Origin of the sequence: Sphingomonas crusticola (assembly GCF_003391115.1) — a bacterium.
Lineage (GTDB): Bacteria > Pseudomonadota > Alphaproteobacteria > Sphingomonadales > Sphingomonadaceae > Sphingomonas_I > Sphingomonas_I crusticola.
Map to the genome: position 1 here is coordinate 860,975 of NZ_QTJP01000001.1, position 27,000 is coordinate 887,974.

Here is a 27,000-nt window from a genome sequence, read left to right on the forward strand (position 1 = left end):
AGATTGGGGAGAGCAATGCCGAAGATTCGCTGGCCAATAGCGCTACTCACCCTTGTTTATGTGCTGAACTTCGTCGACCGCCAGTTGGTCGGCATTCTCGGCCAGCCGATGAAGGTCGAACTGGGTCTGACCGACGGCCAGCTCGGCCTGCTGAGCGGCCTGGCGTTCGCGTTATTCTACACCACCCTGGGTCTGCCGGTGGCGCGCATTGCGGAGCGCAAGAGCCGCCCCGGGGTAATCGCAATCTCGCTGGGCATCTGGTCGGCGATGACCGCTTTGTGCGGCCTCGCCCAGAGCGTGCCGCAACTCGTCCTTGCCCGGCTCGGCGTCGGACTGGGGGAGGCAGGCTACGCGCCGACTGCGCAATCCTTGATCGCCGATCTTGTACCGCCTGGGAAGCGAGCGACCGCCCTCTCTCTATTTTCGCTGGGTATTCCCGCCGGGATGCTGATCGGTGCGATCGCGGGTGGCTGGCTCGCCCAGTCGCTCGGCTGGCGGATGGCTTTCGTCTGGCTCGGCGTGCCAGGCATTCTGCTCGCCATCCTGATGGCGCTCGTCTTGCGCGACCCGCGGCAGGAGACGACACCAAGCGATGCACCGCCCTTGCGCGCCGTCGCCGTTCAGCTGTGGCATGCGCCCGGTTTTGCCCACATGGCGGCAGGCGCGTCGATCGCCTCCTTTGCCGGCTATGGCCTGACCAGCTTCGCCGTCCCGTTATTGATGCGCGTTTATGGCCTGCCCCTGCGTGACGCGGCGACGGGCTTCGGGATTGTGGCCGGCATAGCGATCGCGATCGGTATTGGCAGCGGCGGCTGGCTGGCCGACGGCCAGCGCCGCGACGGCGGCGCGGGGCGCGTCGCGGCAGCCGGCGCATTGATGGCGGCGTTATTGTTCCCGATCGCGCTCAGCTTCGGCGATCCGCGCCCGCTCGCCATGGCCGCGGTGGCACCGCTCGCGGGCGCGCATCTCTATTTCGGCCCGACCTATGGCCTGACCGTCAACAGCGTCGGTCCCAAAGCGCGCGCGACCGCGATCGCGATCCTGCTTATGGTGATGAATGCGATCGGCCTCGGACTGGGCCCGCTCGCGGTCGGCGCGCTCAGCGACAGCTTCGCGAGCGCGGCGCTGCCAGGCTATGCGGCGGCCTGCCAGAGCGCGGCATGCACGGCCGCATCGGCTACGGGGCTGGTGAAGGCCCTGCGGATCGACCTCCTACTTTATTTCTGGGCGGCTCTGCACTTCTTGCTCGCCGGTCGCGCGGTGCGGCTGGCCAGGCAGCAAGGCGTGTCAGCTTCGCTAGGCTGATTGCACCGAGACATATTGGCCGTTCATGTGCGCCATTCCGTAGGCGGTAAGAAAGGCTACGTCCGCCGCATCGCGCCCGACCCCGATCTTTGCCATCCCGCCCTCGGTCGCCATGCCGGTCGCATCGACGAGATGCCACGAGCCGCCGAGAAATACCTCTGCGACGGCATGGAAGTCCTGCGGCTCGACGCCCAGCGCATAGACGCTGGCGATCCGCGCCGGGATCCCGGACGCACGTACGAGGGTAACCATCACATGGGCATAGTCACGGCACACGCCCTGACGCTTCACGAACGTGTCGAGCGCGGTCGTGTCGGCCGAACTCGATCCGGGCACATAGGAAAAGCGCGCTTCGACCCAATCACGCATCGCCGCCACCCGCTCGCCGCCGTGCAGGGCGCCGAACTCCGCATCGACGAAGTTCTGAAACTGGTCGGACGGGCAATAGCGGGATGGCAGCAGATATTGGACCGTCTCGCCGGGAAGCTGGTGCGGCGGCACCATCGAAAGTTGGCTGACGTCAGCCAGGACGCGGTCGATGGTCACAATTGCCTTATAATCCACGATCAGCTGCCCCTGAACGCGCAGCCAGATGCGGTCGCCGATATCGTCGTGGCCGGCCACCCGCGCAAAATGCTCGCATTGCGTAACGTCGATATAAGCGCTGACCATCTGCTCGGGGATGATTGCCGCTTCCATCTGCAGCAGGACGTCGGTCGGATGATCGAACGTATAATCCAGCCGGGATTCGATGCTGATCTTCACGGCAGGCTCCTCGGCCAGCAGGGCTGGGACAGGTTTGAAGGCGAACAATGGCAAGCGCACGGCGGACCCAGGGGGCCGGCCGTGCGCTTGTCACGATATACAGGGAAGCTCGGTCCGGCTGAAAGCCGCGCTCACGTGGCCCACCCTTAACCTAGCGAGTGATAATTACCACAAAGTCGTGCGGTAGCGCTCGAAACAGGCCAGCCCGCAGCGTAGCCGGATCAGGGCACCCTCGGCGATCGCGGTCGCCCGGGCAGGATCTTCCATCACCAGCGGAATCAGCGCCTCACGGTTCCAGTCCTCGCTATGCTTCACGTCGAGCACTGCATGGAGATCGAAATAACGGCGCTCGCGGTTGGAAAGGCCGATCCGCTTGAGACCCTGCGCCACCAGCGCCGAACGGCCCGGCGCGGTCAGTTCGATCACACCCAGCGCGCCGACCGAATGCCACGCATAACGGCGGCTCGTCGCCATTGCGGTCATCGCATTGGCCAGCGCCAGGCTTTCCCACACCGTATTTTCGATCACGGGATTGACTGCTAGCGTCTCGACCAAGCCGTCCAGCATAGGGCCGTGCATACCGGCTGCCTGACCGCGGCCCATTTCGTCCCAATAATTGCGAGCAAGCTCAAGCTTGGCCTGAACCGGCAGCTTGATCTGGGTCAGCGCCACCAGATCGTCGAAGCCTGCCTCGCCGGCCGCCTCCTGCTCGAAGAACCAGCGCAGCTCGTCGCGCGTCGCTTCCTCGGCCAGCCACGGGAAAAGCGGATCGCCCTGGCCGGGTCCGACCAGCTTCAGATTCTCGAACCATGCGACGAAGCCCTCAGGGTCGGTGGGCACGCGCGCGGCCTCATCCGACACCTCAGCGCGCAATTCCTCGATGAAGCCGCCTTCCAGCCGCATCATGCGCAGGTCGCGTTCCAGCGTCTTCTGCCAATTGGCGTCGGGAAAGCCCGGTTGCAGACGCTCCCGGTTCCAATGCGCGAGGCCTCTTTGAAAACTATCGGTGAAAAATTGCGAGCCGCTTTTATAATCTAGATTAGGCTGCGAGGCCATATTGTTCCGCCATTCCAATGATATCCGGGCCGTCAACGCGGTCTGGTCACGGGATGTTCCAATAGTAGCTGAACCCGAAATGAAGGAACTTGCGTTCGGTTGTGCCGTTCAGGTTCGGGCTGTTTCAATACGGAAGGACATCGCAATGAAGCGCATTTCAATTCTCGCGGGTGCGGTCGCCCTGTCGGTCGGCCTCACCTCTCCGGTCGCCGCGCAGAGCGCGGGCCAGATGCTCAAGGGTACCGCAATCGGTGCCGGCGGCGGCGCACTTGCCGGCGCGATCTTGCCGGGCGTTTCGACCGGCAATGGCGCTCTGATCGGTGCCGCGGGCGGCGCGGCTTACACCGCGCTCAAGAAGAACCATCATTATTACCGCGATAGCCGCGGTCGTAAGTATTACATCGATAAGCGCGGCTATCGTCACTACAAGTAAGCGCTGATCGACATCGACCAGCGAGGCCCCGGGAGCGATCCCGGGGCCTTTCTTATATCAGTCATAGGCGTCGGGTAGCTGCGCCAGCCACTCGGCAAGCATCAGACGTCCGGCTGCAACCGCCGCCGGACCAAGGCGGTCATGATCCGCGCGCAGGCTGTGCGGATCGGTGCCTGCTTCTGCGATATAGGTTTCGTCGTTCAGCCACTCCGCAAAGCGTGGATCCTCACCCATTTCAGGGTGAAATTGCAGCGCCAGCAGGCTGTCGCCGATGCGGAAGGCCTGATCGAAGGCATGCGTGGTAGCGAGCAATTCCGCGCCTTCCGGCAGCTCGAACGTATCACCATGCCAGTGCAACACCGGCACACCCACAAGGTGGCGCAGCGGCGAACGCGCACCGGTTTCCGACAGCGCCACCGGCGCGAAACCCACTTCCCTGATCGGGCCCGGATAAACCCGGCTCCCCAGCGCCGCCGCGATGAGTTGGCTGCCTAGGCACACGCCCAACGTCGCCCGGCCGGCCGCGATCCGCAGCGCCAGCCCGGTAATTTCTCCATCAATCCAAGGGTGGAGGTCACGCTGATACACGCCCATCGGCCCGCCCATCACCACCACCAGATCGGGATCGAGCCAGTCGAACGTGGCGAATTCGGGATCGCTGACGTTGATCCGCGCGAATCGATAGCCCGCCTGCTCGATCGGCTGCCGGAAGCCGGCGGCACCTTCGAACGGGGTATGGCGGACGATCAGCGCGTGCTTCATCGCCGCTCCTTAGCGTGCGTGATCGACCGTGGTGCGCAGAAATCCTTGGCTGCGGGCAAGCCTCAATCGCCGGTCAGGATGCGATCTACCAGCTGCTTCACCGTCGGCACGAAGCCGTTCGAGTAGAACGGATCCTGCTTGAACATATAAGCCGAATGGCCGGCGAACATCAGATTCTGGTCGATGTCGCCACCGTGGGCGATATCCTGCAACGTCTTCTGGATGCAGAAACTGCGCGGGTCGGCCAGCCGCCCGGTCGAATTGCCCTCGGTGTCGGCCCAGGAGGAGAAGGCGCATTGGCTGAGGCAGCCCATGCAATCCGCCTGATCCTTGCGGATCACCTTCATCTCTTCGGGCGTGACGAACACGAGCGTGTTGTCGGGCGTCTTGAGCGCGACCGTATAGCCAAGGCCATCCCATTCGCGCGCGCGGTGGAGATCGCCGAGTGTTACCCAGAAGCTCTTCCCCTTCACGCCGACGTCCAGCTTGAACTGATGATCGCCCGCCGCCTCGAGGCTGAAAGCGATCTGGCGCTCGGAGCGAAGCTCAAGGTTGCGCAGGAAGGGATTGCGCACCGCGCTCGAATAGAAGCCGGTCGGCGAAAAGCGGTGCAGCAGCACATCGCCATCCTCCAATGTCGGCAGGCGCGATTTCCATTGTTCGGAGATCGGGCTCTCCTGGGTGAGCAACGGCCGCGTACCGAACTGGAAAGCGATGGCGCCGAGTTCCGGATTGTCGATCCAATGGTCCCAGTCCCGCAGGTACCAGACGCCGCCGGCCATGATGATCGGCACCTCTTCCGAAACGCCACCGGCGCGCATCGTCTCGCGCAGCGCCTTGACGCGCGGATAGGGATCCTGCGGCACGCGCGGGTCTTCCGCATTGGACAGGCCGTTATGCCCGCCGGCCAGCCACGGATCCTCATAGACCACGCCCGCCAGCCATTCCGCCGCCTTGGAATAAGCCCGCTTCCACAGCGCGTTGAAGGCGCGGCCGGAGCTTACGATCGGAAGGTAATTGACGCCGTAGGAGGCCGCGATCTCGCTCAATTTATAGGGCATGCCGGCGCCACAGGTCACGCCCGCGACCATTCCCTTCGTCCGCTCGAGCACACCATGCAGCACCCGCTGGGCGCCGCCCATCTCCCACAGCACGTTGATGTTGATCGCGCCCTTGCCGCCCGCAATCTCGAACGCGCGCTTCACCTGCTGGACAGCACCATCGATAGCATATTGCACCAGCTCTTCGTGGCGCTCGCGGCGCGTCAGCGCGCGATAGACTTGCGGGATGATCCGGCCTTCGGGATCATAGCTGTCGGCATTGACCGCGGAAACCGTGCCGATGCCGCCCGCCGCCGCCCACGCGCCGGTGCTGGCATGGTTCGAAACCGCAACGCCCTTGCCGCCCTCGATCAGCGGCCAGACCTCGCGGCCTCCGTACATGATCGGGCGCAATCCCTTAAACAAACCAACCTCCAAAAAAAATCGCGGCCATATTAGGCCAACACAAGTCGTATTGCGCGTCTATTCTTGATCGACCGCTTCGAGCAGGTGGTCAATCGCGGCGGCCACCTCTGGTTCCTCCAGGGTTGGCGTGTGCCCTATACCCGGCAACGTCACGAAATCCATCTCCGGCAGACGATGTGCCATTTCGGACGCCGTTTCCGCCTCCAGCACGTCCGAATGCTCACCGCGCACCAGCAAGGTCGGCAGGCCATGCAAGCTTTGGAACGCAGGCCACAGATCGAAGGCCGGATCGGGCACCGGTAGCTTGAACGGCGTCGCGATTGCCATATCGTAATCGAAACGGATACGGCCATCGGCATCCCGCCGGCAAACACGATAGGCCCACTGCCGCCAGTCCTTGGCCGTGTAGTTGGGGAAGGTGGCGGTATGCGGCGCGGCAATCGCCTGAGCTGCTTCGTCCCAACCGGCAAAACTTTGCTCCCGGCCGACATAGCTGCGGATCCGCGCCATGCCCTCGGCCCCAAGCACCGGTCCGATATCGTTGAGCAGCACGCCCGCCAGGAACGCCCGATCCGTCAGGGCGATCAGCATCGTCATCAGGCCGCCGAGCGAGGTGCCGAACGCCACCAATGGCGGAAGATCATGCTCGACGATCAGGGCCAGCAGGTCCTGCAGATAGACCTGCGGAACATAGGTCAGCGGGTCAGCCGCATACTCGCTCTCGCCCCGACCGCGCAGATCGACCGCGATCACGCGCCGCGTGCCGGCAAGGCGCGCCGCCACCCCTTCGAAATCGCGTGCATTGCGCGTCAGGCCGGGAATGCACAGGATCGGGGCCCGGGCCGCGTCGCCCGGATAGTCGCGATAGTGCAGCCGTAGCCCGTCGGCGGAATACCAATAGCCGTCTTGATACGTCGGGCCTGCCATGCGCTTGCGTCTCCCGCCTATGCCACCCCATATCGGCGCGATGGCATCCTCCCCGCAACCGCCGATCGTCGGCATCGCCGATTTCCTCGCCGATGCGGTCGAAGCCGCCGATTTCCCACAAGCGATACTGCGCTTCCGAAACGATCGCGCGGCGGCGGCGGTCGGAATGGATGGCCTGTCGAATGACGAGTGGGTCGCGCATTTCGGCCGCTTCCGGCCGTTGCCCGGAAATCTGCCGCAGCCGTTGGCGCTGCGCTATCACGGCCATCAATTCCGCAGCTACAATCCCGATCTCGGCGACGGCCGCGGCTTCACCTTTGCCCAATTGCGTGACGACCAGGGGCGGCTGCTCGATCTCGGCACCAAGGGGTCGGGGACAACGCCCTATAGCCGGTTCGGCGATGGCCGGCTGACGCTCAAGGGCGGCGTGCGCGAGATCCTCGCGACCGAGATGCTCGAAGCGCTTGGCGTGAACACCTCCAAAACCTTTTCGCTGATTGAGACCGGCGAGCCTCTCCAGCGCGGCGACGAGCCCTCCCCCACCCGCTCCTCGGTGCTTGTGCGACTGAGCCACGGCCATATCCGCATCGGCAGCTTCCAGCGCCTCAACATACTCGACCGTGCGGATGAAATGGAGCAGCTGACCCGCTACGTTCTCGAACAACTTTATGGTGAACAGCCGGGTGATGCGCCCGCGCTGCGGCTGCTGGAACAGGTGGTGCAGCGTACCGCGCGGCTTGCCGCTTCCTATATGGCGGCCGGCTTCGTCCACGGTGTGCTGAACAGCGACAATATCAACGTCACCGGCGAGAGTTTCGATTACGGGCCGTGGCGCTTCACGCCTTTCTGGGACGCGGAATTCACCGCCGCCTATTTCGACCATCAGGGTCTCTACGCCTTCGGGCGCCAGCCGCAGGCAATCCATTGGGATGTCGTTCAGCTCGCCATTGCATTGGTCAAGCTGGCGCCGATCGAGGCGCTGGCGCCAATTCTCGATGCATTTCCGCAAGTCTATGAGGATGCGTTTAGCCGCGCCATGCTCGCGCGGCTCGGGGTACAGCCACGCTCGGACGCGGACGATCTGGCGCTGGTCCAGGCGATCGAGCAGGGCCTCGCCACGCATACCGTCGGCATCGACCGTTTCTTCTTCGACTGGTCCGGGGGCCGGCGCCGTCCTGGTCCATATGACCACACATACACACAACATTTCGGCGAGGTTGAAACCATGCTCACGCGCTATGACAGCGCCCGCACGACCGATCACCCTTATTGGGCTGACGCCGAGCCCTGCTCGATGCACATCGACGAAGTGGAGGCGATCTGGGCGGCAATCGACACGCGCGACGATTGGTCGCTGTTGCACAAGAAGGTCGCGGCGATCCGCCGCATGGGCGAGGCGCATAAATGACCCAATTGATCAGTTACGAGCCCGCCACCGGCGCGGAATTATGGAGGGGCGAGACAGGCAATGTCGACGCTGAGGTCGGCGCCGCGCGCGCGGGCTGGGCGGGATGGGCCACCAAGCCCTTTGAGGACCGTGCCGAGACGCTCCGCCGCTTTGCCGACATCGTCCGCGCCCGCGCTGACGAATTTGCCGACATCATCGCGCGCGAAACGGGCAAGCCGCTGTGGGAAGCCAAGGGCGAGGTGGATGCCGTGATCGGCAAGGTCGGCATCTCCATCACGGCGTATGGCGAACGTACGCCCGAGCGGCGGATGGACGGTGCCCTCGGCGCGCAGACGGCGATCCGCCACAAGCCACATGGCGTGCTGGCTGTATTGGGCCCGTATAATTTCCCGGCGCACCTGCCCAACGGGCATATCGTGCCGGCACTGCTGGCCGGCAATGCGGTGGTCTTCAAGCCATCCGAGAAGACTCCCGCCAGCGGCGCCTTTTTGTTCGAGCGGTTCCGCGAGGCGGGCGTGCCGGAAAGTGCGATCCGGCTCGTCCAGGGCGGTCGCGAGGAGGGCAAGGCGGTAGCCGCGCATCCCGGAATCGATGGACTGCTCTTCACCGGCTCGGCGGGCGCAGGCGCGGCTCTCAACCGCCAGTTCGCAGACACGCCTCAGCGCATCCTTGCGCTTGAGCTCGGCGGCAACAATCCACTGGTGGTGTGGGATACGCCGGACATCCACGCCGCCGCCACGATTGTCGTCCAGTCCGGCTTCCTCTCCGCCGGGCAACGCTGCACCTGCGGACGGCGCCTGATCGTGCGCGACGGGACGGAAGGTCCGCTACTGCAAGAGGTCGGCAAGATCCTCGACCGCGTTATCGTCGGCGCACCGCACGATCAGCCGGCACCATTCATGGGCCCAGTGATCGACAATGATGCCGCCGCTCAGGTTCTCGCCGCTTATGAGGCTCTCATCGCCAAAGGCGGCGTGGCGTTAAGGCCCATGACGCGTCCTGATACAGGCAAGCCGTTCCTCACCCCCGGCATCGTCGACGTCACCGACGTGCAGGATTTACCGGACGAGGAAATATTCGGGCCGCTGGTGCAGCTGATCCGCGTCGCCAATTTCGACGCCGCCATCGCCGCGGCCAATGCCACCCGCTACGGCCTCGCCGCCAGCGTCGTCACCGACAGTGCCGACCTGTACCGGCGCTTCTGGGCAGGCGCCCGCGCCGGCGTGATCAACTGGAACCGCCCGACCAACGGTGCACCGTCCAACGCGCCATTCGGCGGCGTCGGCATCTCCGGCAATCACCGTCCCAGCGCCTTCTATGCCGCCGATTATTGCGCTTACCCGGTCACCTCCGTCGAGGCGGAGGAAGCCCGCGCCACGATTGGCCAGGGGCTGCTCGACGCCTAGGTCCGCGTATCCCACGCCGCTGGGGCCTTGCCGATCCCCATGCGGGCGAGTTCGCGGCGGCGGTCGATCAGCTGGTGCTTGAGCGCGCCTGCAATGTGCAGAATTAGCAGCCCGATGAAGATCCAGCCGATCGTTTCGTGCCGTTCCTCGAAAAGCTCGTGGGCTTCCTTGATCTTGGCCTCGCCGTCGGGCTGGTCGGCAATGTGCACGATCGGCGCCAGCTTGGGCAGCGGGATCAAGCCCCAGATCATCGTCTGACGGCGCTTGGGCGACGGTCCGGGCTGGGGGGCGGCGTCCGTCACCATGGCGGCGGCAGTGGGCTTGTCGGCATGGGCGGAAATCATCGCCCAACCGGTCAGGGGTGCGGCCAGCATGACCAGATAAAGGCTGAAATGGACGACATGGGCCAGCCCGCGCTCCCATGGCGCCATCGGCAGGAACGGCGGTGGCTTGTGCGTCAGCCGCCAGCCGATGCGGATGATCGTCAGCACCAGGATCGTGATGCCGGAGGAGATATGGAAGGCGAACACGGCCTTTGGCACCGCGTCATGGAAAAAGCCGGAGAACAGGTTGAACAGGATCAGGATCGCGATCGCCCAATGCAGGAAGATCGCTCCGCTGCTGTAGCCTATCCGCCCCACTTCATTGTTGGCCACGCCAGCACTCCCCTACATCTCGCCGGCGGAGCGTGGCGGTCGCGGCGAGGGCCGTCAACGGGCCGTGCGACGAAAGTATCTCTAGCCGGGCCCCAAGGATCGCTCGATTGCGCGCCGGCGTGCGAACGACCATCTCGCTGGGATCATGGCGAGCCTTCTCGATCCTCAAGCGCGCGGCAAAGTGATCCTGGTCGGCGCCGGCCCAGGCGATCCCGGCCTGCTGACCCTTCGCGCGGTCGAAGCGCTCAAAATCGCCGACATTGTCGTTCATGACGGACTGATCGATCCCAGCATCCTGGATTACGTGCCTGCGCATGCGCAACGCATATCGGTCGCCAAGCAGCGCGCGCGTCATACCTTGCCACAAGAGGCGATCAACGCGCTGATCGTCGCGCATGTGAAGGCCGGCTCGATCGTCGTGCGCCTCAAGGGCGGCGACCCGTTCGTGTTCGGCCGCGGCGGCGAGGAGGTGGAGGCGGTGCGTGCCGCCGGCCTGCCGGTCGAGGTCGTGCCGGGCGTATCGGCTGCTCTCGGCTGCGCGGCCGAGGCGATGCTGCCTTTGACCCATCGCGACTGGTCGAGCGCGGTCAGCTTCGTCGCCGGCCAATGCAAGGGCCTGTCCGAGCAGGATTGGTCGGGCCTCGCCGGACAGGGTCGCACGCTCGTTATCTATATGGGCGTCGCCAATGCCCGCGCGATCGCCGACAAATTGATGACCGATGGCGTCGCGCCGGAGATGCCGGTCGCGGTGCTGGAGCGTGGCACGCTGCCCAATGCGCGTGCGCTGCGCACCTTGCTCGCCGATCTTGGCGATCTGGTCGAGCGCGATGCTGTCGCCAGCCCGGCGATCATCATCGTGGGCGAGGTCGTGTTGCTGTCCGATGCCGAAAACCGCCTGGCTGCCTTTGCCTCTCAGGCGGAGGCGCTCGCATGAGGTTGCTCACCGGCAACGATCTTGTGACCGGCGACGTCATATGGTGGGCCGGCAATGGCTGGTCGCGCCTGGTCGCCGATGCGGTCGACGTCGCCGACGGCGCCGATGCGGTCGCCAAGCGCGAGGAAGCCGCACGCCGCGTCAACGGGCCATATATCATCGATGCTGCGCCCGGCCCGCAGGGTCCGGTGCCGCTCCATATCAAGGAACGGATCCGGGCCTCCGGTCCGACCGTGCGCCCGGATCTCGGCATCCAGGCGGCCGAGACCGCGTCCGAAAGCTGGGTGATCTGAATGTACCGCTATGACGCTTATGATCAGGCGATCGTCGATGCGCGCGTCGCGGAATTCCGCGATCAGGTCGCACGCCGCCTGTCGGGCGAATTGTCGGAGGATCAGTTCAAGCCGCTTCGGCTGATGAACGGCCTCTACCTCCAGCTTCACGCCTACATGCTGCGCGTCGCCATCCCCTACGGCACGCTCAACAGCACGCAGATGCGGATGCTGGCGCATATCGCGCGCAAATATGACCGCGATTACGGCCATTTCACCACCCGCCAGAACCTCCAATATAATTGGATCAAGCTTGAGGATGCGCCCGACATCGTCGCCGAACTGGCGACGGTCGAAATGCATGCCATCCAGACGAGCGGCAATTGCATCCGGAATATCTCGTCGGATCAATATGCCGGCGCCGCGGCCGACGAGGTCGCCGATCCGCGCCCATATGCCGAGCTGCTGCGCCAGTGGAGCACCTTCCACCCCGAATTCACCTATCTGCCTCGCAAGTTCAAGATCGCCGTAATCGCCGCCGACCAAGACCGTGCGGCGATGCGGCTGCATGATATCGGCCTGCTGCTGAAGCGCGACGACGCTGGCACGCTTGGCTTTGCGGTCTATGTCGGCGGTGGTCAGGGACGCACGCCGATGGTCGCGCCGCTGATCCGCGATTTCGTGCCCGCGACCGAGTTCGTGAGCTATCTGGAAGCCTGCCTGCGCGTCTACAATCGCTACGGCCGCCGCGACAATATCTACAAGGCGCGCATCAAGATCCTCGTCCACGAGCTCGGCGCCGACGAATATCGCCGCCAGGTGGAGGAGGAATTCCTCCAGGTGCGAAGGCTGGCGCTCGATCCGCCAGCAGCCGAGCTGGACCGGATTTCCGCGATGTTCGCGCTCCCTGCCTTCACGGGCGGGTCGACCGAGATCGACCGCAGCGATCCCGATTTCGCCCTGTGGCTCGACCAGCAGGTGGCGGCGCACAAGCGCGAGGATCATGCGATCGTTACGATCAGCCTGAAGCCGATCGGCGGCATCCCCGGCGACGCCACCTCGGCGCAAATGGACCTGATCGCCGATCTCGCCGGACGCTACAGCCATGACGAATTGCGCATTACCCACGCCCAGAACATCGTTCTGCCGCACGTCCGCAAGGCCGATCTCTATGCCGTGTGGCAGGCACTCGACGGTGCCGAGCTGGCCACGCCCAATCTCGATCTGATCAGCGACATCATCGCCTGCCCCGGGCTCGACTATTGCAGCCTCGCCAATGCACGCTCGATCCCGCTTGCGCAGAAATTATCGGAGCGGTTCAGCCTCGCCACGCAACGCGATCTGGGCGAGGTGAAGCTCAAGATTTCGGGCTGCATCAACGCCTGCGGCCATCATCATGCCGGCCATATCGGCATCCTCGGCGTCGACCGTCACGGGACCGAGAATTATCAGCTCTCCTTCGGTGGTTCGGGCGCGGAGGATGCGAGCCTCGCCAAGATCGTCGGCCCCGGCTTTTCCGAGGACGGCGTGGTGGACGCGGTCGAGAAGGCCCTCGACACCTATCGCGCACTCCGCACCGAGGGCGAGCGCTTCCTCGACACCTATCGCCGCGTCGGCCTCGACCCCTTCAAGGCGGCGATTTACGCATGACCCTCATCCGCTTCCGCACCGACGAGGTGCATGAGGAACCAGCGGGCACGCTCGACGACTTCCTCGGCCAGTCCAACGCCACCGCCGTGCGGCTGGAGGCCGGCGAAGATGCGCGTGCGCTCATCCCCTATCTCGACCGGCTGGCGCTGATCGAGATCGCCTTTCCGGGCTTCCGCGATGGGCGCGGCTATTCCGCCGCCCGGATATTGCGGGAGGCAGGTTATACGGGCGAGTTGCGCGCCCAGGGCGACATCTTGCTCGATCAGGTGATCGACTATCGCCGCTGCGGCTTCGACGCGCTCGCCAGCGAGTCCCCGCTCGATCCTGCCGCAGTCGAAGAAGCGCTCGGGCGTTTCCCGCACGTCTATCAAAAGGCCGCCGACGAACGCGCGCCGGTGTGGAAGCTGCGTCATGGGTGAGGCCGCCCGCAAGATCGACGCCATCGACGTCCGCCCGGCCTTCACCCAGGCCGATGTCGATGCGCTCAACGCGCGTTATACCGGCGTGCCGACCGGCATCATGCTGCGCGAATTGCTCACCGGCGAGCTGTTCGGCCGCACCGCTCTGGTGTCCTCCTTCGGCGCGGAATCTGCAGTCCTGCTCCACCTCGTCAGCCAGATCGACCGCGACGTTCCCTTGGTCTTCACCAATACCCAGAAAATGTTCGGCGAGACTTTGGCCTATCGCGACGAATTGTCCGAACGGCTCGGCTTCACCGATCTGCGCGTCTATCGGCCCGACCCACGGCTGCTCGCGGCGAGGGACGAAACCGGCCTGCGCTGGTCCTACGATCCCGACGGCTGCTGCGCGATCCGCAAGGTTGAGCCGCTGCAGCGTGCACTCAAGGGCTTCGACGCATGGATTTCGGGGCGCAAGGGCTTCCAGGCGGGCACTCGCACCGCCTTGCCCTTGTTCGAGCTCGATGCCGATCACGCCGACGGCCCCAAGCTTAAGCTCAACCCTCTGGCCGGCTGGTCCAAGGATCAGCTTAACCTATACTTCGAAGAGCATAAGCTGCCGCGTCATCCGCTCGAGGCCCAGGGTTATCTCTCGATCGGCTGCTCGCCCTGCACCAGCCGCGTTATGCCGGGCGAAGACCCGCGCGCCGGCCGCTGGCGTGGTTGGGACAAGGTCGAATGCGGCATCCATACGCCGATCGACGGACCAAGCGCGGACGATCCGATCTTCTGAGCGCGTCCGTACTTCGTCACGACACCGTCCGTCGATCGACGCAGCGACTGGCGTCAGCTCTTCCTGAAAAACACGCCCTGCTTCGCGCGTTCCGGTTTATGCGTGTAGCTCTGCCAGGTGGTAGTCAGCCCGCCCGTCTCCTTCGTCAGCGCGAATAACGGCTGGCCCGGTCGATAGATCTTTACGCCATATTTATTGGCAGTCGATCCATCGGCGTAGCTGCGGAAGCGGATTTCCAGCCCCGCGCCGCGCCGCACCGCATCGCAAATGATCTGCTCGTCGGTCTGATATCCGCGGACCGTCAGGCGGCAACCGCGCTGGTCCAGCACCAGCCGATGGTTGACGAAGGGCACCACCTCCCTGGTGAGGTTGGGCCCGAGCGACTGCTCGTACAGATAGGTCCCGTTCCAGCCGGCGGGTGCCGCCGTCGCGCTGGCGACAGCGAACGCCGCCATCCCCAGCACCGCAAATCGGATCGTCGATCTGGTCATCTTGCTCTCTCCTGTAGCGTCAGTTCGTGAAACCGACGCGGCCGAGATAGTCTCGCGCCCAGCGGGTCTCGCCGGGGGCGGGGATATATTTGAAGGTAAAATGGACCAGGTAAATCCCGGTGCCGTCGTCGATCGCGCGGGCGAGCACGGTTTCGGTGCGCCCGGTGCGCGGATGGCGCGGGCAATCCAGGCGAACACCGCCCGCTACGCCCATCGGTTGTGCCAATACCGCAGCGCGTGGGCAGCTCGCCTGATAGCGCCGCGCAAATTCGGCGAGGAAGCGGTTCGCCGGCACCCGCGTGCCGGCCACGCGCTGCATCGTTACCATCTTGGTATAATTGTTCACATTCTGTCCGCGCGGCACGAGTTCGAGGATCGCGTTCTGACCCTGCGTCTGCCGATAACCCTCCACGAACCCGGGGACTGGGGGCAGCATCAGGTTGCGCGCTTCAGCGACACCGGACAGGGAAATCGTACCGGCCAGCGCTGCGGTAACGGTCAGGCTTTTCCGCTCTTTTCGCATCACGCTTCTCCTTTTGGCGTGGGACGGACGCGGAATGAACGCATGATTTGCCGCAAAGGTGCCGATGCGGCCCATTAGGACGATGCCCCGACGCTGCGGGATCTTCTTAGAAAAGCAGCTTGCGGATGCTGATCGACACCGTCCGCCCGAGCGGATCCAGGAAGGCGGGCTGATAACTCAACGGTGTGCCGCCATTCGCATCGCGCACATGCTGGCGGTCGTTGAAGACATTGTTCACGCCGACGCTGACGCGCAGCCCGCGCGCCCACGGCTTGGCGATGAACTTCGGCATAGCACCGAAGTCGGCGAACATGCGCAGGTTGAGCGTCGCGAGGTCGGAGAAATGGAGGTCGCCAACCGTACCGGTGCCGTCGCCGCGCACGAAAGTCGCCGTCCGGTAATTGCCTTCCGCGCGCACGCCGATACCGTTGTTCGAATAGCCGAGCTGCAGCTGCACTTGATGATCCGACTGGCCGCCCCCGCCGCCCACAGAATCGCCGTTGAGCAGATCGAGCAGCGGCACGCCGCGACGAATCAGTACGTCGTCGCGGATTGTCCACGTATCGTAGATCGCGACCTGCAAGCGGCCCGAGGTCTGTCCGCCGCGGCCGCCACGCCCGCCGCCAAAGCCACCACCGCCGCCGCGCCCACCGAATCCACCGGGGCCAAATCCCCCGCCGGGCGGGGGCCCGCCGGCCGATACCCCGCCGGCCTCGCGCGCCGCTGGCGCAGCGGGCGCGCCATTGGGGAGCGGCGCGGCCGTGGTGGCTTGGCCTGCAGCTCCTTGCCGTTCCTGCTGACGCTGGCGGGCCTCCGCCTGACGCGCTGCTAGGTCAGCCTTGTTACCAGCCAGCGTCGGCTGGAATACGTTACGCGGGATCGGCGGCGGCAGATCTTGCCCGGCGCGGCGCGCCGCGATCCAGGCTTCGAACTTCTTCTGGATGATCGATTTCAGGTTGAGCGAGAAGTTCAGGCCGTAACGCAGCTCGTCGCGCCGCTCGCGCGCGAAATTGACCGAGCGCGTATCGATCTGGATGAGATTACCGTCGGCATCGCGCACGAAACGGTCCGGAAAGGCGTTTTCGAGGTCCGCGGTCGGCTCGGGCAGCGACGCGATCGCGTTGTTCGTCCGCGTGCGCACATAATTGGCGGTAATGGTGAGGTCGTTCTTGTCGCCGAACGGCTTCAGCGTCGCGCCGAACTTCCAGACGTGTCGGTTATCAGCCCGCAGATCGCGATTGCCGCCACTGATCTGCGTCACGTCCACGGTCTGGCCGCGCGCATAATCGAAGACGCGCACCTGCGGGGTGAAGATAGTCGGGTCGCCGATCTGATTGACCGTCGGTGCGCCCGCATCCTTGGTGTAGGAACCGATCAGGTTGATCGGCGCGATCGGTGTCCACACGAAACCGCCGCCAAGCGTGGTGAGTGTGCCGAAATCGGAAATCTGACGCACGGCAAGATTGGCGTTGAGCGAGAAATTGCCGAACCAGGGCAGCACACCGGTGCGACGGCTGGTGAGCGGCAGGTCGATATTGATCTGCCCGTTGACGTTGCGGCGGCTAAGATCGTTCGACTGCGCGATCAGCCCGCGCGTCGAGGCGGTGTCGAAGCCGATATATTCCGCGCCGATCTTGACGTTGGTCGTGACGTCGCCCGCCGGCAGTTTGAACAAGGGCCCGCCCGCGACCGCCTGGACATTTCCAGTGTCGGTGGTTGAACGCGCACGATTGGTGGTGACCCCGCCGAGCGTGTTCGGCGCGAACGCCGCAAACGGATTGGCGGTCGGATCCAGTGCCGCGAGCCGCGCCTGGAAGGCGCTCGTGTCGATGCCGGTCTGGGTGTGCGTCCGGTTCTCGCCATGATCGTAATTGCCGGTCAGCGACCAGCGCCAGCGCCCCTTGTCGCCATTGATCGTCAGCCCGCCATGGCCCGCGAAACTGCTCGTGCGCTGATGAAGCGGATCGGTGCCGACATAGCGGTAGACCGCGACCGGATCCGCAAAGGGGGAGAATGGGTCGCCCGCTGGCAGTGCGAATACCGAACCCGGCAAGCCGCGCAGGCTGTCGCCCTTATTGTAGGACAGGCTGCCGTTGAACGTCGCCGTCGAGCGCGAAAAGATCGGCCGGGCATAGACGGCATTGCCGCTCCATTGCTGGGACGATCCTCTCAGGGTGCGGTCGCGCGTTACGTCGGTGACGTTGGGGTTGTTGGCCCCCGGCACGAACGCGGCGAGCGCTGGCGCACCGCTCGCGGCCGACGTCGGTACGGCGGCAACCGTCACCGGCTGGCCGGCCAGTGCGCTGAGCGCGGGATCGATCTGGTTGCAGACGGCCGTGTCCGCATTCGCGGCGTCGCAGCCCGGCCGGATCAAGTCGCGCGGCTTGGCGACATTGCCCGCCAGATCGAATGGCTGGGTGGTGCCGACATCGGTGACGTCGCGCTGGCTTTCGCGCAGTTTCGCATTTTCTTGATAGCGCAGGTTGAGTGTCAGGCGATTGTCGCCGCGGATACGGACATAATTCGCCTCGGGATTGACGCCGGTGCCGCCGCCCTCGGTCGAGGTGCTGCCGCCCGCCTGCCCGACCAAGGCCAGAAACCGTTCGCGCAGCACGAAATTGACGACCTTCTGGTCCGCCGAATATCCGTATTTGAGCGCCACTTCCTCGGGCAATATCTCGACGCGCGAGATCGCTTCGGTCGGCAGGTCGCGTATTTCGCTGAAACCCGAAATGCGGCGCCCGTTCAGCAGAACCACCGGCTGCTCGCCGCCTCGTCCGCGACCGCTCGTGGTCTGCGGCGACAGCTGATCGAGCAGGTCCGAAATATTGTTGACGCCATAGGCGCGAACGTCGGCCTGGCTCAACGTCTGTTCGGCCGGAATGTCGCCGACCACGGACCCGCGCGGGCGCTGACCCTGTACGACCACCTCCTCCTCGTCATCGGCCGCGGGTGCGGCCGCCGGCGCGGTCGGCGCCGGATTTGGGGGAGGAGCAGGCGCGGCCTGGGCCAACGCCAGTTCGGGCGTGAGCAGCAGCGGAAGCCCGAGCAGGATCAATGAATGGCGCACGAAGGATCCCGTAAAGTTCGGTTGTTGAACGGAAGCTTTCACACTTCCCGTCGACGGATCCTTTAGATCAGCCCTGCAAGCGGGCTCGACGGATCGGCATAGCGGCGCTTGCCCATTCGCCCCGCGCGGTAGGATAGCCGCCCGGCCTCCACCGCCGCTTTCATCGCCGCCGCCATCATCACCGGATCCTTGGCCTCGGCAATGGCGGTGTTCATCAGCACGCCGTCGCAGCCAAGCTCCATCGCCACCGCCGCGTCGGATGCCGCGCCGACGCCCGCATCGACCAGCACCGGCACCTTGGCGCCCTCGACGATGAGCCGGATCGTGACCTGATTCTGGATGCCGAGGCCGGATCCGATCGGCGCGCCCAACGGCATGATCGCGACCGCACCGACATCTTCCAGCCTCCGCGCCGCGATCGGATCGTCGACGCAATAGACCATCGGCAGGAAGCCCTCCTTCGCGAGGATCTCGGTTGCGCGCAAAGTCTCGACCATGTCGGGATACAGCGTGCGCGCCTCGCCCAGCACCTCGAGCTTGACCAGATCCCAGCCGCCCGCCTCGCGCGCCAGTCTGAGCGTGCGGATCGCATCCTCGGCGGTGAAGCAGCCAGCGGTATTGGGCAGGTAGGTGACCTTCTTGGGATCGATAAAATCGGTCAGCATCGGCACGTTCGGGTCGGACACGTTGACCCGCCGCACCGCCACGGTGACGATCTCGGCCCCAGACGCCTCCAGCGCAGCGGCATTTTGCGCGAAATCCTTATATTTGCCGGTGCCGACGATCAGGCGCGAGCGGAAGCTGCGCCCCGCCACCGTCCAGCGATCCTCGTCCACCGTCGCGACCGCATCGCCTCCGGGGCCCGGATGATCGCCACCGCCGACGAAATGCACGATCTCGAGTTCGTCGCCGTCTTCCAGGCACACCTGCGCGATAGTCGAGCGGGGCACCACTTCGAGATTGCGTTCGACCGCGACCTTTTCCGGCACCAACCCGAGTTCGCTTGCCAGATCGGCGATGGTCATGCCGGCGCGCACGCGCTTATGCCCGCCATTGACTACGATCGAGATAGTACCGTCGCTATGAATTGGAGTCGCCATGCCCTTCGCTCTAAGGGGATGCTTCAAAAGATGAAACCCGTTGAGCCTTCATGCGCTGGACGTGCGGCCAAAGCTCTGCAATGAGCGCGCCTTCACTTTTCAGGGGCATCGTTTGATGACCGAAACCAATGTTACATCGATGCAGGTCGATGCCGGGCTGGTCCGCCAGCTCGCCGAGCTGCTCGACGAGACCCGCCTCACCGAGATCGAGGTGCAGGACGGCGACCGGCGCATCCGCGTCGTGCGCAACATCGCGGTGCCGGCAGCGGCAGCGCCAATGACGGTTGCTGCCGTGCCTGCCGCTGCGGCACCCGCCACCGCTGCCCCGCCGGCGGCACCGGTTGCTCCGGCCGATCACCCCGGCACGATCAAGTCGCCGATGGTGGGCACGGTCTATATGTCGGGCGCGCCCGGCGCCAAATCGTTCGTTGCGGTTGGCGACAAGGTCGCGGCCGGCGACACCTTGCTGATCGTCGAGGCGATGAAGGTGATGAATCCGATCCTGTCGCCCCGCGCCGGTACGGTCACCGCGATCCTGGTCGACAATAACCAGCCGGTCGAATTCGACCAGCCGCTCGTCGTCGTCGAGTAAGGCGCCTTGGCCAAGATCGAGAAAGTCCTGATCGCCAATCGCGGCGAAATCGCGCTCCGTATCCATCGCGCCTGCCACGAAATGGGCATCCGCACGGTCGCGGCACACTCGACCGCCGATGCCGACGCGATGCACGTCCGCCTCGCCGATGAGGCGATCTGCATCGGTCCGCCTTCGGCGACCGACTCCTATCTCAACATCCCCAACATCATCTCTGCCGCCGAAATCTCGGGCGCGGACGCGATCCATCCCGGTTACGGCTTTCTCAGCGAGAATGCCCGCTTCGCTGAGATCGTGGAGACACACGACATCATCTGGATCGGCCCCAAGCCGGAGCATATCCGGACAATGGGCGACAAGATCGAGGCCAAGCTCACGGCCGCCAAGCTTGGCCTGCCGCTCGTCCCCGGCTCCGATGGTCCAGTCAAGGATGTCGCCGAGGCCAAGCAGGTCGCGCGCGAAATTGGCTATCCGGTCCTGATCAAGGCGGCGTCGGGCGGCGGCGGGCGCGGCATGAAGGTGGTCGAGAACGAAGATCAGCTGGAAACGCTGATCGAGCAGGCGGGCAGCGAGGCGGCGGCGGCCTTCGGCGACGCGACCGTCTACATGGAAAAATATCTGGGCGATCCGCGCCATATCGAATTCCAGGTGTTCGGCGACGGCAATGGCAATGCCATCCATCTCGGCGAGCGCGACTGCTCGCTCCAGCGCCGCCACCAGAAGGTGCTGGAGGAGGCCCCCTCACCCGTCATCTCGACCGAGCAGCGCATGGAAATGGGCGGCATCGTCTCCAAGGCGATGGCCGACATGGGCTATCGCGGGGCCGGCACGATCGAGTTCCTCTACGAGGACGGCAAATTCTATTTCATCGAGATGAATACCCGCCTGCAGGTCGAGCATCCGGTGACGGAGGCGATCACGGGCCTCGACCTTGTGCGCGAGCAGATCCGTATTGCCGAGGGCCATCCGCTCACGCTGCGCCAGAGCGATGTGCAGTTTCGCGGCCACGCGATCGAATGCCGCATCAATGCCGAGGACGCGCGTACCTTCGCGCCCTCGCCGGGCCTGGTGAAGCAATATCACGCGCCCGGCGGCATGAACGTACGCGTCGATAGCGGCCTTTACGCCGGTTATCGCATCCCGCCTTATTACGATTCGATGATCGCAAAGCTGATCGTCTACGGCACCACTCGCAATGGTGCGCTGCGCCGCTTGCGCCGCGCGCTCGAAGAATTCGTGATCGATGGGGTCAAGACGACCATTCCGCTCCATCGCGCTCTGCTCGACGAGCCCGATTTCCAGAGCGGCAATTACACGATCAAGTGGCTCGAACAGTGGCTCGCCAAGCAGGACGAAGCGGACAAGGCGTGACGCCGCGGGTGAAGGCCACGATCTGGCATAATCCGCGCTGTTCCAAATCGCGCGAAACGCTGGCGCTGCTGCAAGATGCCGATGCTGACGTCACCATCGTCGAATATCTCAAGACTCCGCCGGATCGGGCGACGCTCGCGGCGCTGTATGCGAAGGCCGGGATGCGCCCGCGTGACGGGCTGCGCCTGGCCGAGCCCGCCGCGAGCGCGCTGGTTGGCGCGTCGGACGATGCGATCCTGAACGCGATGGCGGCCAATCCGATCCTGATCGAGCGCCCGCTGGTCCAGACGGAGAAGGGCGTGCGTCTCGGCCGCCCGCCGGAAAGAATAGGCGAGATATTGTAGACGGGCGGCGGTTATGCCCCGCCGCCCGTTCCACCTCAGAAGTGGAAGATCACGCCTGCCATCGGGCGGATGCTGTCGAAATCATAGGTTTCGAACTGCAGGCGCAGCCGCGGCCCGGCATTGCCGGTGACGCCGCCGAGGCCGATGTCCTGCGGACCGACTTCGACACCGCCGCCCCACATCCAGTCGCGCTGGTCGCCGAAGCCGCGCTTGCTCTTGCCATTGACCCACTGATAGCCGCCGGAGGCATAGATCAGGCCGCTGTCGCCGGCGCGGAAGCCCGCGCGGCCGCGAACGCCATATTCCCAATCAATGTCGTTGAAGCCCTTGGCGGCATTGCCTTCGACGCCGACGAAGACCGGGCCGAGTGGCAAGTTGGCGCCCGCGACGCCTTCGATCAGCGCGCCGGTCGGCTTGCCGTAGCGCGGGACATTGCCGAATTCGCTCTGGCGATCGAAGCTGTGATAGCCACCGAGCACGCCGACATAGGGCTCCAGGCCGAACGGCCGGCTGCCGTCAGGTGCGGTATCTTGCGCCGCCGCAGCGGAGGCAGCGCCCACCGCAAGAGCGGCGACGAGAGCAAATTTAATCATGTTTTGAGACTCCTACGAAACATTACGTAAGCAGGATTGACCTACTCGGAGGGGTGAACCAGCTGCGCTCCCCGATGTTTCGCAACAGCGGCATAACATTCTTTCAGTGGCTTACATGCCACAGCCTAGGTTAGGCGGCTTCATCGGGGGGGGAGCAGCGCATGAGCGGGACAACCGTGCAGATCGTCGCCAATCCCGATGCCGGCTCTGCATCGCGCCGGCGGTTGCGCGCGCTCGAGCGGGCGTTCAAGGCGGCCGGCGCGCATGTGATCCTTTCGGAAAGTCGCTCGGGCGGGGTCGACATCGCCGTCGAGGCTGATCACGTCTGTGTGGTCGGAGGAGACGGCACGTTGCGGCACGTGCTGGCCGCCGTCCGGCGTGCCGGCAGGTCGGTTACGCTGAGCCTGTTTCCGATGGGCACAGTCAATCTCATCGCGCGCGAACGCGGCTATTCACGCGACCCCGCCACCTTCGTGGCACGGGCCCTGGCGGGCGGCCTGCGCTATGGCCACCATGTCGGCCTGCTCGGTGAGACGATCCTCTCCGGTGTGGCGAGCGTCGGACCCGACAGCCTTGCCGTGGCCGGCCTGTCGCCGCGACTCAAACGGCGCGTTGGGCGCCTCGCCTACCTGCTATCCTTCCTCGCCCTCCTTGGCCGGTGGCCCCGCCCGCAATTATGCGTGGCGACGCCGGACAGGGAGATTGCGTGCGAAGCGGTTTATGTCGCCAAGGGCCGCTATTTCGCCGGTCCGTGGAGCTTTGCGCCGCAGGCCTCCGTGGAGGAGCCGCTGCTGCATGTGGTGGCGCTACGTAGCGCCACCCGCCGGGATTTCGCGCGCTTCGTCTGGGCGCTGTGGCGCGGCCATCCTCTCGCTGGTCGGCCTAACCTCATTCTGTTCTCCTGTACCGAACTGACCATCGATGGCGATACGGCGCCGTTTCAGGCGGATGGCGACATTGTCGCCACCTTGCCCGTCCATGTCACCATCGCCTCGGACATCCTGCACTTCGCTTGAGCCGGACGCCTCAGAAGACCGGCTTCGCCTCCGCCGTCGGCAATGCCACTCTCAGAACCCGCGCAACCGAGGGCGCGATCGCGCGCATATCGATCTGCCCCAGGCTGCCATGCCGGGCGAGGCCGGGCCCCTCGACGAACAGGCTGGAGCGCATCGCCGGATCGACGGGAAGATAGCCGTGCATCCCTTTGTAGCTGCTGGGGGTCTGCTTGGCGGCCCGCGGATCGTGGCCCGCCTGGAAGCCGGGGCGGAAGGCGATCAGGAAGCTCACCTGCGACGCGCCCCCCATCGCCGCGATCGCCTCGCGATCGAGGAGTTCGGCAATACCCATCTCAGGATCGGTCTTCAGACCGGCAAGGAAAGAGGCCACCTTCGCGACCAATGCCGGATCGTCGGGGCGTGCCAGCACCACGCCCGCGCTACCGCCCATGAACCAGGGCTCGGCCTGCCAGGCGGTGACCTTGCCGGCCGCATCGAACGTGATCAGTCCCGCGGCGATGAACGGCGCGAGCAGGTTCACGTCGGTGCTGACCGCCTGAAAACCGTGGTCGGACACGACCACGACCGTCAGATCCGGCTCCGTCGCCCGCGCTGCCGCCACCAGGCGCCCGATCATCGTGTCGTTGCGCGCGATCGTCACCAGCGCCTCCGGGCTGCCGGGGCCGAGCGCATGTTCGTTATGATCGACGCTGGCGAGATAGACGGTGGTGAGCGCGGGCTTGTGCTCCGCAATCAGCTCGGCGGCGAAGCGCACCCGGTTTTCGTCCGCCTCCACGCTTTCGTCGATCCCTTGCGCATAAGGCCCCAGATCATGCTCCAGCCGGTCGAGCAGGCCCGGCGTCGCCAGCGCGCGCATCAGCTTGCGGTCGTCGTCATGCCCCGTCCGCCATATCTGCGGCAGGTTATAATCGACCGGCGCGCCGACACTTACGGGCCAGTGGACATTGACGGTCCTCAGCCCCGCCGCGCGCGCCGCGCTCCACAAGGTCGGAGCCTTGATATCCTCGGCATACCAATCCCACCCCACCTGATTGATGTTGGTGGGATCGAAGGTGAGGTTGTTCCCCACCCCATGCCGCGCCGGCGCAACGCCGGTGATCAGGGTCGCGTGACTGGGATAGGTCAGCGTCGGGAGCACGCCGGTCACGCCCTCCGCATAGGCCCCCTGCGCCATCATCCGCCTCAGGTTCGGTACCTTCAGCCCATGCGCGTCTGCCTCGATCACGTCGGTGGGCCGCAGCCCGTCGACCGAGATCATCAGCACCGGACCGGCCGCTGCCGGGGCGCCACCGAGCAGCAGCGCGGCCGCCAGCACCAGCAGGCGCCGCATCAGAAGCCCTTCTTCAGCGTCAGGAACCACTGGCGCGGCGCGCCGACCATGAAGTTGGGATTGTCGAAATCGCTGCCGCTGACCTCGACATTGTTGGTGTTGACGGTCGAGATGTAGCGCTTGTTGGTCAGGTTGGTGACGCTGCCCTCGATGGAGATGTTCTTGAGCCAGCCCGACCCGGCGAAGCGATAGCCGATGCTCGCATCGGCCACGAAGCGCCCGCCCGCGACCTGGTCATTCTCGTAGGAGAAGAAGCGCTTCGACATATAGTCGCCGCCGACGCGCCCGAAGACGGTGCCGTCGTCATAAACGAGCTCGCCCTTGAGCATCGATTTGGGGGCGTCGATCACGGTCTTGCCCTTGGTGCGAGCGTAGACCGTGCCGTCCCCGCGGATCACGTCGTCCTGATATTCCGAATGATTGTAGGAATAATTGGCGAATAGCGAGAAAGCGCGCGTGAGCTTGTAATTGAGCGCCAGCTCCGCGCCATAGGCATGGACGCTGCCGACATTGTTCAGGATCGCGGGATTGCCGGCGATGCCCGATCCGTTGGCGAAGGCCGCCAGCCGGTTGGTGAAGTCAATATAATAGCCGACCGCCGAAGCCTGGAACGGCCCGTCGTGGAAGCGCACGCCGCCCTCATAGGTCTTCGACTTTTCTGGCTTGAGCGTGCCCCTGATCGCGTTGAACCCGGCCTGCGTCGTCGAGAACGGCCCGCTGGTCAGCGCGGAGACGAACGCGCGCATATTCTCGGTATAATCGGCGAACAATTCGGTGCTCGGCGTCACGTGATAAACGACGCTCACCTGCGGCTGGAACCAGTCCTTGGCGCCGATCTCGCCGCTGGCGAGCGGTCCGGTCTGCACCGCCGCCTTGTTAGTGACCTTCACGCCCTTCCACCCGCCGGTCAGGACCAGCTTGTCGTCGGCCAGCTTGAGCGTGTCCTCGACATGATACTGAAAGGTGTTGGTGTGGAAATCGCCCTCATATTGCGTGGCGAAGGGGTTCTTCTGGAACTCCAGCGTTTTGCGATTGAACGCGGCATTGGCGAGCCCGTAATAGCGCCGCGCCTGGTGGAAATGGTTACGCTCGTACCAGCCGCCGGCGGTGATGCTGTTGCTGCCGCTGTTATAGGTGAACGCGCCGATCGCGCCTTCGCGATGGATCGCATATTCGGTGGTACGGAAGGACAAGGGAGCCGGCGCGGCTATGGCATTGCCGTCCTGGTCGGGCGCGCCGGCCGGGGTTGCGGCATAAGGCGTGATCCACGACCCCTGCCCCTTATTCTCGTGATAATAGCCGGTACCCTTGAAGGTCAGCTCGGGCGCGAGCTTGAGGTCAAGCGTGGCGCCGCCGAGATAATCGTTCCGGACGCCGCCGGCATCGAAATAGACGTCGTCGGGATTGGTATAGGGCGCCGGGAAGGCGGTGCCGTTCTGATAGGCCAAAGCGATCGCCTTGGCGGTGGCGTAATCCGGCCGGATATTGTCGACCCGGAAGCCGTCATGCTTGCCGAGCCGGTCGATGATCTCGAGCGTCAGATCCTGATAATCGGTCTCGCGCCGCGCCGAGAAATCGAAGAAGCCGGTCAGCGTGCTGGCGGTGCCGAGATCGCCGACCAGCTTGGCATTGGCCTGATGCTGATATTGCGGGCCGTCGCCCTTCCACTTGTCGGTGTGGAGATAGGCGTAGCTAAGCGAACCGCGCACGCCGCCAATGTCGCCCGAGTCGATCCGCGCATAACCGCGATACGTATTGTCCGAGCCGCCCGTGCCGGATGCGGCGATACCGAACTCGCGATTGGGATCGTCGCTGTAGAATTGGATCGTGCCGCCGAGATTACTGGTCGAGGCCGTGCCGAGCGCACCCGCGCCCTGCGCCACCACCGTACGGCCGACATTCTCCGAAATGATCGCACGGCTGATGTGCAGGCCGTTGACGTTGCCATAGCTCATGTCGCCGAGCGGCACGTTGTCGAGCGTGAAGCCGAGCTGGTTCTGGTTGAAGCCGCGCAGGCTGATCCGCACTGCCCATTCGTAGGCGCCGAACGGATCGCCCGCCTGATATTGCACGCCCGGCAATTTCTCGATCGCCTTGAACGGGGTCGAGCCTGGCGGCAGCCGTCCGATGTCGGCGGCCGTGACTTCCTGCTCCTGACGCCCGCGGCCAAAGCCGAGTACCACCACTTCGCCCTCATCGGCCGGGGCCGCGTCGACCGCGGCCGGCGCGGGATCGGCCGCGGGCGCGGCAGGCACGGCTAGATCGGCGGCATGCATGGATGTGGCAGAAAAGGCGGCGAGCGCAATGCCCGTCGCAAGGGACGCGAAGGTCGGCTTCAT

26 protein-coding genes are annotated in these 27,000 nt (G+C 64.9%); 13 read left to right on the forward strand and 13 right to left on the reverse strand.

Annotation, left to right across the window (positions count from 1 at the left end):
• Positions 1-15: 15 nt before the first annotated feature.
• Positions 16-1,305 (forward strand): spinster family MFS transporter, encoded by a 1,290-nt coding sequence (locus DX905_RS04140; protein ID WP_116090228.1) that lies wholly within the window; start codon positions 16-18, stop codon positions 1,303-1,305.
• Here the strand turns inward: DX905_RS04140 and DX905_RS04145 are convergent.
• Complete coding sequence (locus DX905_RS04145; RefSeq protein WP_116092314.1) at positions 1,297-2,070, reverse strand: transglutaminase-like domain-containing protein; 774 nt, start codon at positions 2,068-2,070, stop codon at positions 1,297-1,299. The two genes, DX905_RS04140 and DX905_RS04145, sit on opposite strands and share 9 nt — an antisense overlap.
• Positions 2,071-2,235: 165 nt before the next feature.
• Entirely contained in the window at positions 2,236-3,126 is an 891-nt protein-coding gene (locus DX905_RS04150; RefSeq protein WP_116090229.1) for an iron-containing redox enzyme family protein, read from the reverse strand.
• A gap of 145 nt (positions 3,127-3,271) precedes the next feature.
• Between DX905_RS04150 and DX905_RS04155 the strand changes: the two genes are divergently transcribed.
• Positions 3,272-3,559, forward strand: coding sequence for a hypothetical protein (locus DX905_RS04155; RefSeq protein ID WP_116090230.1), 288 nt, complete (start codon positions 3,272-3,274; stop codon positions 3,557-3,559).
• Between the two features lie 57 nt (positions 3,560-3,616).
• Here DX905_RS04155 and DX905_RS04160 read toward each other — a convergent pair whose 3' ends face one another.
• The 3 genes from DX905_RS04160 to DX905_RS04170 form a co-directional block, all read right to left on the reverse strand.
• Positions 3,617-4,321, reverse strand: coding sequence for a glutamine amidotransferase (locus DX905_RS04160; RefSeq protein WP_116090231.1), 705 nt, complete (start codon positions 4,319-4,321; stop codon positions 3,617-3,619).
• Positions 4,322-4,383: 62 nt separating this feature from the next.
• A complete protein-coding gene (locus DX905_RS04165; protein WP_116092315.1) occupies positions 4,384-5,787 on the reverse strand; it encodes an NAD(P)H-dependent flavin oxidoreductase in 1,404 nt (467 codons plus the stop codon).
• Between the two features lie 57 nt (positions 5,788-5,844).
• The gene (locus tag DX905_RS04170; RefSeq protein ID WP_116090232.1) at positions 5,845-6,714 is read right to left on the reverse strand and encodes an alpha/beta fold hydrolase; all 870 of its coding nucleotides are present in this window, start codon (positions 6,712-6,714) and stop codon (positions 5,845-5,847) included.
• A 19-nt stretch (positions 6,715-6,733) separates the two neighbouring features.
• Here DX905_RS04170 and DX905_RS04175 point away from each other — a divergent pair, with 19 nt between their 5' ends.
• Positions 6,734-8,122: a protein adenylyltransferase SelO family protein gene (locus DX905_RS04175; RefSeq protein WP_116090233.1), complete on the forward strand. Its 1,389-nt coding sequence runs from the start codon at positions 6,734-6,736 to the stop codon at positions 8,120-8,122.
• Entirely contained in the window at positions 8,119-9,528 is a 1,410-nt protein-coding gene (gene astD / locus DX905_RS04180; RefSeq protein WP_116090234.1) for a succinylglutamate-semialdehyde dehydrogenase, read from the forward strand. The genes DX905_RS04175 and astD overlap by 4 nt, the downstream gene beginning before the upstream one ends.
• Here astD and DX905_RS04185 read toward each other — a convergent pair.
• Entirely contained in the window at positions 9,525-10,184 is a 660-nt protein-coding gene (locus DX905_RS04185; protein WP_240320712.1) for a cytochrome b, read from the reverse strand. The genes astD and DX905_RS04185 overlap by 4 nt on opposite strands.
• Before the next feature lie 145 nt (positions 10,185-10,329).
• Between DX905_RS04185 and cobA the strand changes: the two genes are divergently transcribed.
• Genes cobA through DX905_RS04210 form a run of 5 tightly spaced genes read left to right on the forward strand, consistent with a single transcriptional unit; the run spans position 10,330 to position 14,231 of the window.
• Positions 10,330-11,118: a uroporphyrinogen-III C-methyltransferase gene (gene cobA, locus DX905_RS04190; protein ID WP_116090235.1), complete on the forward strand. Its 789-nt coding sequence runs from the start codon at positions 10,330-10,332 to the stop codon at positions 11,116-11,118.
• Complete coding sequence (locus DX905_RS04195; RefSeq protein WP_116090236.1) at positions 11,115-11,411, forward strand: DUF2849 domain-containing protein; 297 nt, start codon at positions 11,115-11,117, stop codon at positions 11,409-11,411. The genes cobA and DX905_RS04195 overlap by 4 nt, the downstream gene beginning before the upstream one ends.
• A complete protein-coding gene (locus tag DX905_RS04200; protein WP_116090237.1) occupies positions 11,412-13,040 on the forward strand; it encodes a nitrite/sulfite reductase in 1,629 nt (542 codons plus the stop codon).
• Positions 13,037-13,459 carry a DUF934 domain-containing protein gene (locus tag DX905_RS04205; RefSeq protein WP_116090238.1) on the forward strand — a complete coding sequence of 141 codons (423 nt, stop codon included), beginning with the start codon at positions 13,037-13,039 and terminating at the stop codon, positions 13,457-13,459. Before DX905_RS04200 ends, DX905_RS04205 begins: the two co-directional genes overlap by 4 nt.
• Positions 13,452-14,231, forward strand: coding sequence for a phosphoadenylyl-sulfate reductase (locus DX905_RS04210; protein WP_116090239.1), 780 nt, complete (start codon positions 13,452-13,454; stop codon positions 14,229-14,231). Before DX905_RS04205 ends, DX905_RS04210 begins: the two co-directional genes overlap by 8 nt.
• Before the next feature lie 53 nt (positions 14,232-14,284).
• Here the strand turns inward: DX905_RS04210 and DX905_RS04215 are convergent, their stop codons facing one another.
• From DX905_RS04215 to thiS, 4 genes are all read right to left on the reverse strand, one after another.
• On the reverse strand, positions 14,285-14,722 hold the full coding sequence (locus tag DX905_RS04215; protein WP_162875452.1) for a DUF5991 domain-containing protein: 438 nt from the start codon (positions 14,720-14,722) through the stop codon (positions 14,285-14,287).
• Positions 14,723-14,741: 19 nt separating this feature from the next.
• Positions 14,742-15,245, reverse strand: a complete 504-nt coding sequence (locus DX905_RS04220; RefSeq protein ID WP_162875453.1) for a hypothetical protein — start codon at positions 15,243-15,245, stop codon at positions 14,742-14,744.
• Positions 15,246-15,351: 106 nt separating this feature from the next.
• Positions 15,352-18,315 carry a TonB-dependent receptor gene (locus DX905_RS04225; protein WP_116090242.1) on the reverse strand — a complete coding sequence of 988 codons (2,964 nt, stop codon included), beginning with the start codon at positions 18,313-18,315 and terminating at the stop codon, positions 15,352-15,354.
• A 62-nt stretch (positions 18,316-18,377) separates the two neighbouring features.
• Positions 18,378-19,403, reverse strand: coding sequence for a sulfur carrier protein ThiS (gene thiS / locus DX905_RS04230; protein WP_205412293.1), 1,026 nt, complete (start codon positions 19,401-19,403; stop codon positions 18,378-18,380).
• Positions 19,404-19,530: 127 nt separating this feature from the next.
• On the opposite strand from thiS, the gene accB reads away from it, so the two are divergent.
• Genes accB through arsC form a run of 3 tightly spaced genes read left to right on the forward strand, consistent with a single transcriptional unit; the run spans position 19,531 to position 21,722 of the window.
• Entirely contained in the window at positions 19,531-20,007 is a 477-nt protein-coding gene (gene accB / locus DX905_RS04235; RefSeq protein WP_205412188.1) for an acetyl-CoA carboxylase biotin carboxyl carrier protein, read from the forward strand.
• A 6-nt stretch (positions 20,008-20,013) separates the two neighbouring features.
• Positions 20,014-21,378 (forward strand): acetyl-CoA carboxylase biotin carboxylase subunit, encoded by a 1,365-nt coding sequence (gene accC, locus DX905_RS04240; RefSeq protein ID WP_116090244.1) that lies wholly within the window; start codon positions 20,014-20,016, stop codon positions 21,376-21,378.
• A gap of 8 nt (positions 21,379-21,386) precedes the next feature.
• Complete coding sequence (gene arsC, locus DX905_RS04245) at positions 21,387-21,722, forward strand: arsenate reductase (glutaredoxin) (RefSeq protein WP_116092318.1); 336 nt, start codon at positions 21,387-21,389, stop codon at positions 21,720-21,722.
• 35 nt (positions 21,723-21,757) lie between these two features.
• On the opposite strand, the gene DX905_RS04250 is transcribed toward arsC, so the two are convergent.
• Positions 21,758-22,315: an outer membrane protein gene (locus DX905_RS04250; protein WP_116090245.1), complete on the reverse strand. Its 558-nt coding sequence runs from the start codon at positions 22,313-22,315 to the stop codon at positions 21,758-21,760.
• 161 nt (positions 22,316-22,476) lie between these two features.
• Between DX905_RS04250 and DX905_RS04255 the strand changes: the two genes are divergently transcribed.
• Positions 22,477-23,331 (forward strand): diacylglycerol/lipid kinase family protein, encoded by an 855-nt coding sequence (locus tag DX905_RS04255; RefSeq protein ID WP_116090246.1) that lies wholly within the window; start codon positions 22,477-22,479, stop codon positions 23,329-23,331.
• 10 nt (positions 23,332-23,341) lie between these two features.
• Here the strand turns inward: DX905_RS04255 and DX905_RS04260 are convergent, their stop codons facing one another.
• Both DX905_RS04260 and DX905_RS04265 read right to left on the reverse strand, forming a co-directional pair.
• Complete coding sequence (locus tag DX905_RS04260) at positions 23,342-24,661, reverse strand: alkaline phosphatase family protein (RefSeq protein WP_116090247.1); 1,320 nt, start codon at positions 24,659-24,661, stop codon at positions 23,342-23,344.
• Entirely contained in the window at positions 24,661-27,000 is a 2,340-nt protein-coding gene (locus DX905_RS04265) for a TonB-dependent receptor (RefSeq protein ID WP_240320713.1), read from the reverse strand. Before DX905_RS04265 ends, DX905_RS04260 begins: the two co-directional genes overlap by 1 nt.

Bases quoted from the DNA above. Each gene is read 5' to 3' on its own strand.
- DX905_RS04140 (WP_116090228.1), top strand. From the start codon at position 16: ATGCCGAAGATTCGCTGGCCAATAGCGCTACTCACCCTTGTTTATGTG.
- DX905_RS04150 (WP_116090229.1), bottom strand. From the start codon at position 3,126: ATGGCCTCGCAGCCTAATCTAGATTATAAAAGCGGCTCGCAATTTTTC.
- DX905_RS04155 (WP_116090230.1), top strand. From the start codon at position 3,272: ATGAAGCGCATTTCAATTCTCGCGGGTGCGGTCGCCCTGTCGGTCGGC.
- DX905_RS04160 (WP_116090231.1), bottom strand. From the start codon at position 4,321: ATGAAGCACGCGCTGATCGTCCGCCATACCCCGTTCGAAGGTGCCGCC.
- DX905_RS04170 (WP_116090232.1), bottom strand. From the start codon at position 6,714: ATGGCAGGCCCGACGTATCAAGACGGCTATTGGTATTCCGCCGACGGG.
- DX905_RS04175 (WP_116090233.1), top strand. From the start codon at position 6,734: ATGCCACCCCATATCGGCGCGATGGCATCCTCCCCGCAACCGCCGATC.
- astD (WP_116090234.1), top strand. From the start codon at position 8,119: ATGACCCAATTGATCAGTTACGAGCCCGCCACCGGCGCGGAATTATGG.
- cobA (WP_116090235.1), top strand. From the start codon at position 10,330: ATGGCGAGCCTTCTCGATCCTCAAGCGCGCGGCAAAGTGATCCTGGTC.
- DX905_RS04195 (WP_116090236.1), top strand. From the start codon at position 11,115: ATGAGGTTGCTCACCGGCAACGATCTTGTGACCGGCGACGTCATATGG.
- DX905_RS04200 (WP_116090237.1), top strand. From the start codon at position 11,412: ATGTACCGCTATGACGCTTATGATCAGGCGATCGTCGATGCGCGCGTC.
- DX905_RS04205 (WP_116090238.1), top strand. From the start codon at position 13,037: ATGACCCTCATCCGCTTCCGCACCGACGAGGTGCATGAGGAACCAGCG.
- DX905_RS04210 (WP_116090239.1), top strand. From the start codon at position 13,452: ATGGGTGAGGCCGCCCGCAAGATCGACGCCATCGACGTCCGCCCGGCC.
- DX905_RS04215 (WP_162875452.1), bottom strand. From the start codon at position 14,722: ATGACCAGATCGACGATCCGATTTGCGGTGCTGGGGATGGCGGCGTTC.
- DX905_RS04220 (WP_162875453.1), bottom strand. From the start codon at position 15,245: ATGCGAAAAGAGCGGAAAAGCCTGACCGTTACCGCAGCGCTGGCCGGT.
- accB (WP_205412188.1), top strand. From the start codon at position 19,531: ATGACCGAAACCAATGTTACATCGATGCAGGTCGATGCCGGGCTGGTC.
- DX905_RS04250 (WP_116090245.1), bottom strand. From the start codon at position 22,315: ATGATTAAATTTGCTCTCGTCGCCGCTCTTGCGGTGGGCGCTGCCTCC.
- DX905_RS04255 (WP_116090246.1), top strand. From the start codon at position 22,477: ATGAGCGGGACAACCGTGCAGATCGTCGCCAATCCCGATGCCGGCTCT.
- DX905_RS04260 (WP_116090247.1), bottom strand. From the start codon at position 24,661: ATGCGGCGCCTGCTGGTGCTGGCGGCCGCGCTGCTGCTCGGTGGCGCC.
- DX905_RS04265 (WP_240320713.1), bottom strand. From the start codon at position 27,000: ATGAAGCCGACCTTCGCGTCCCTTGCGACGGGCATTGCGCTCGCCGCC.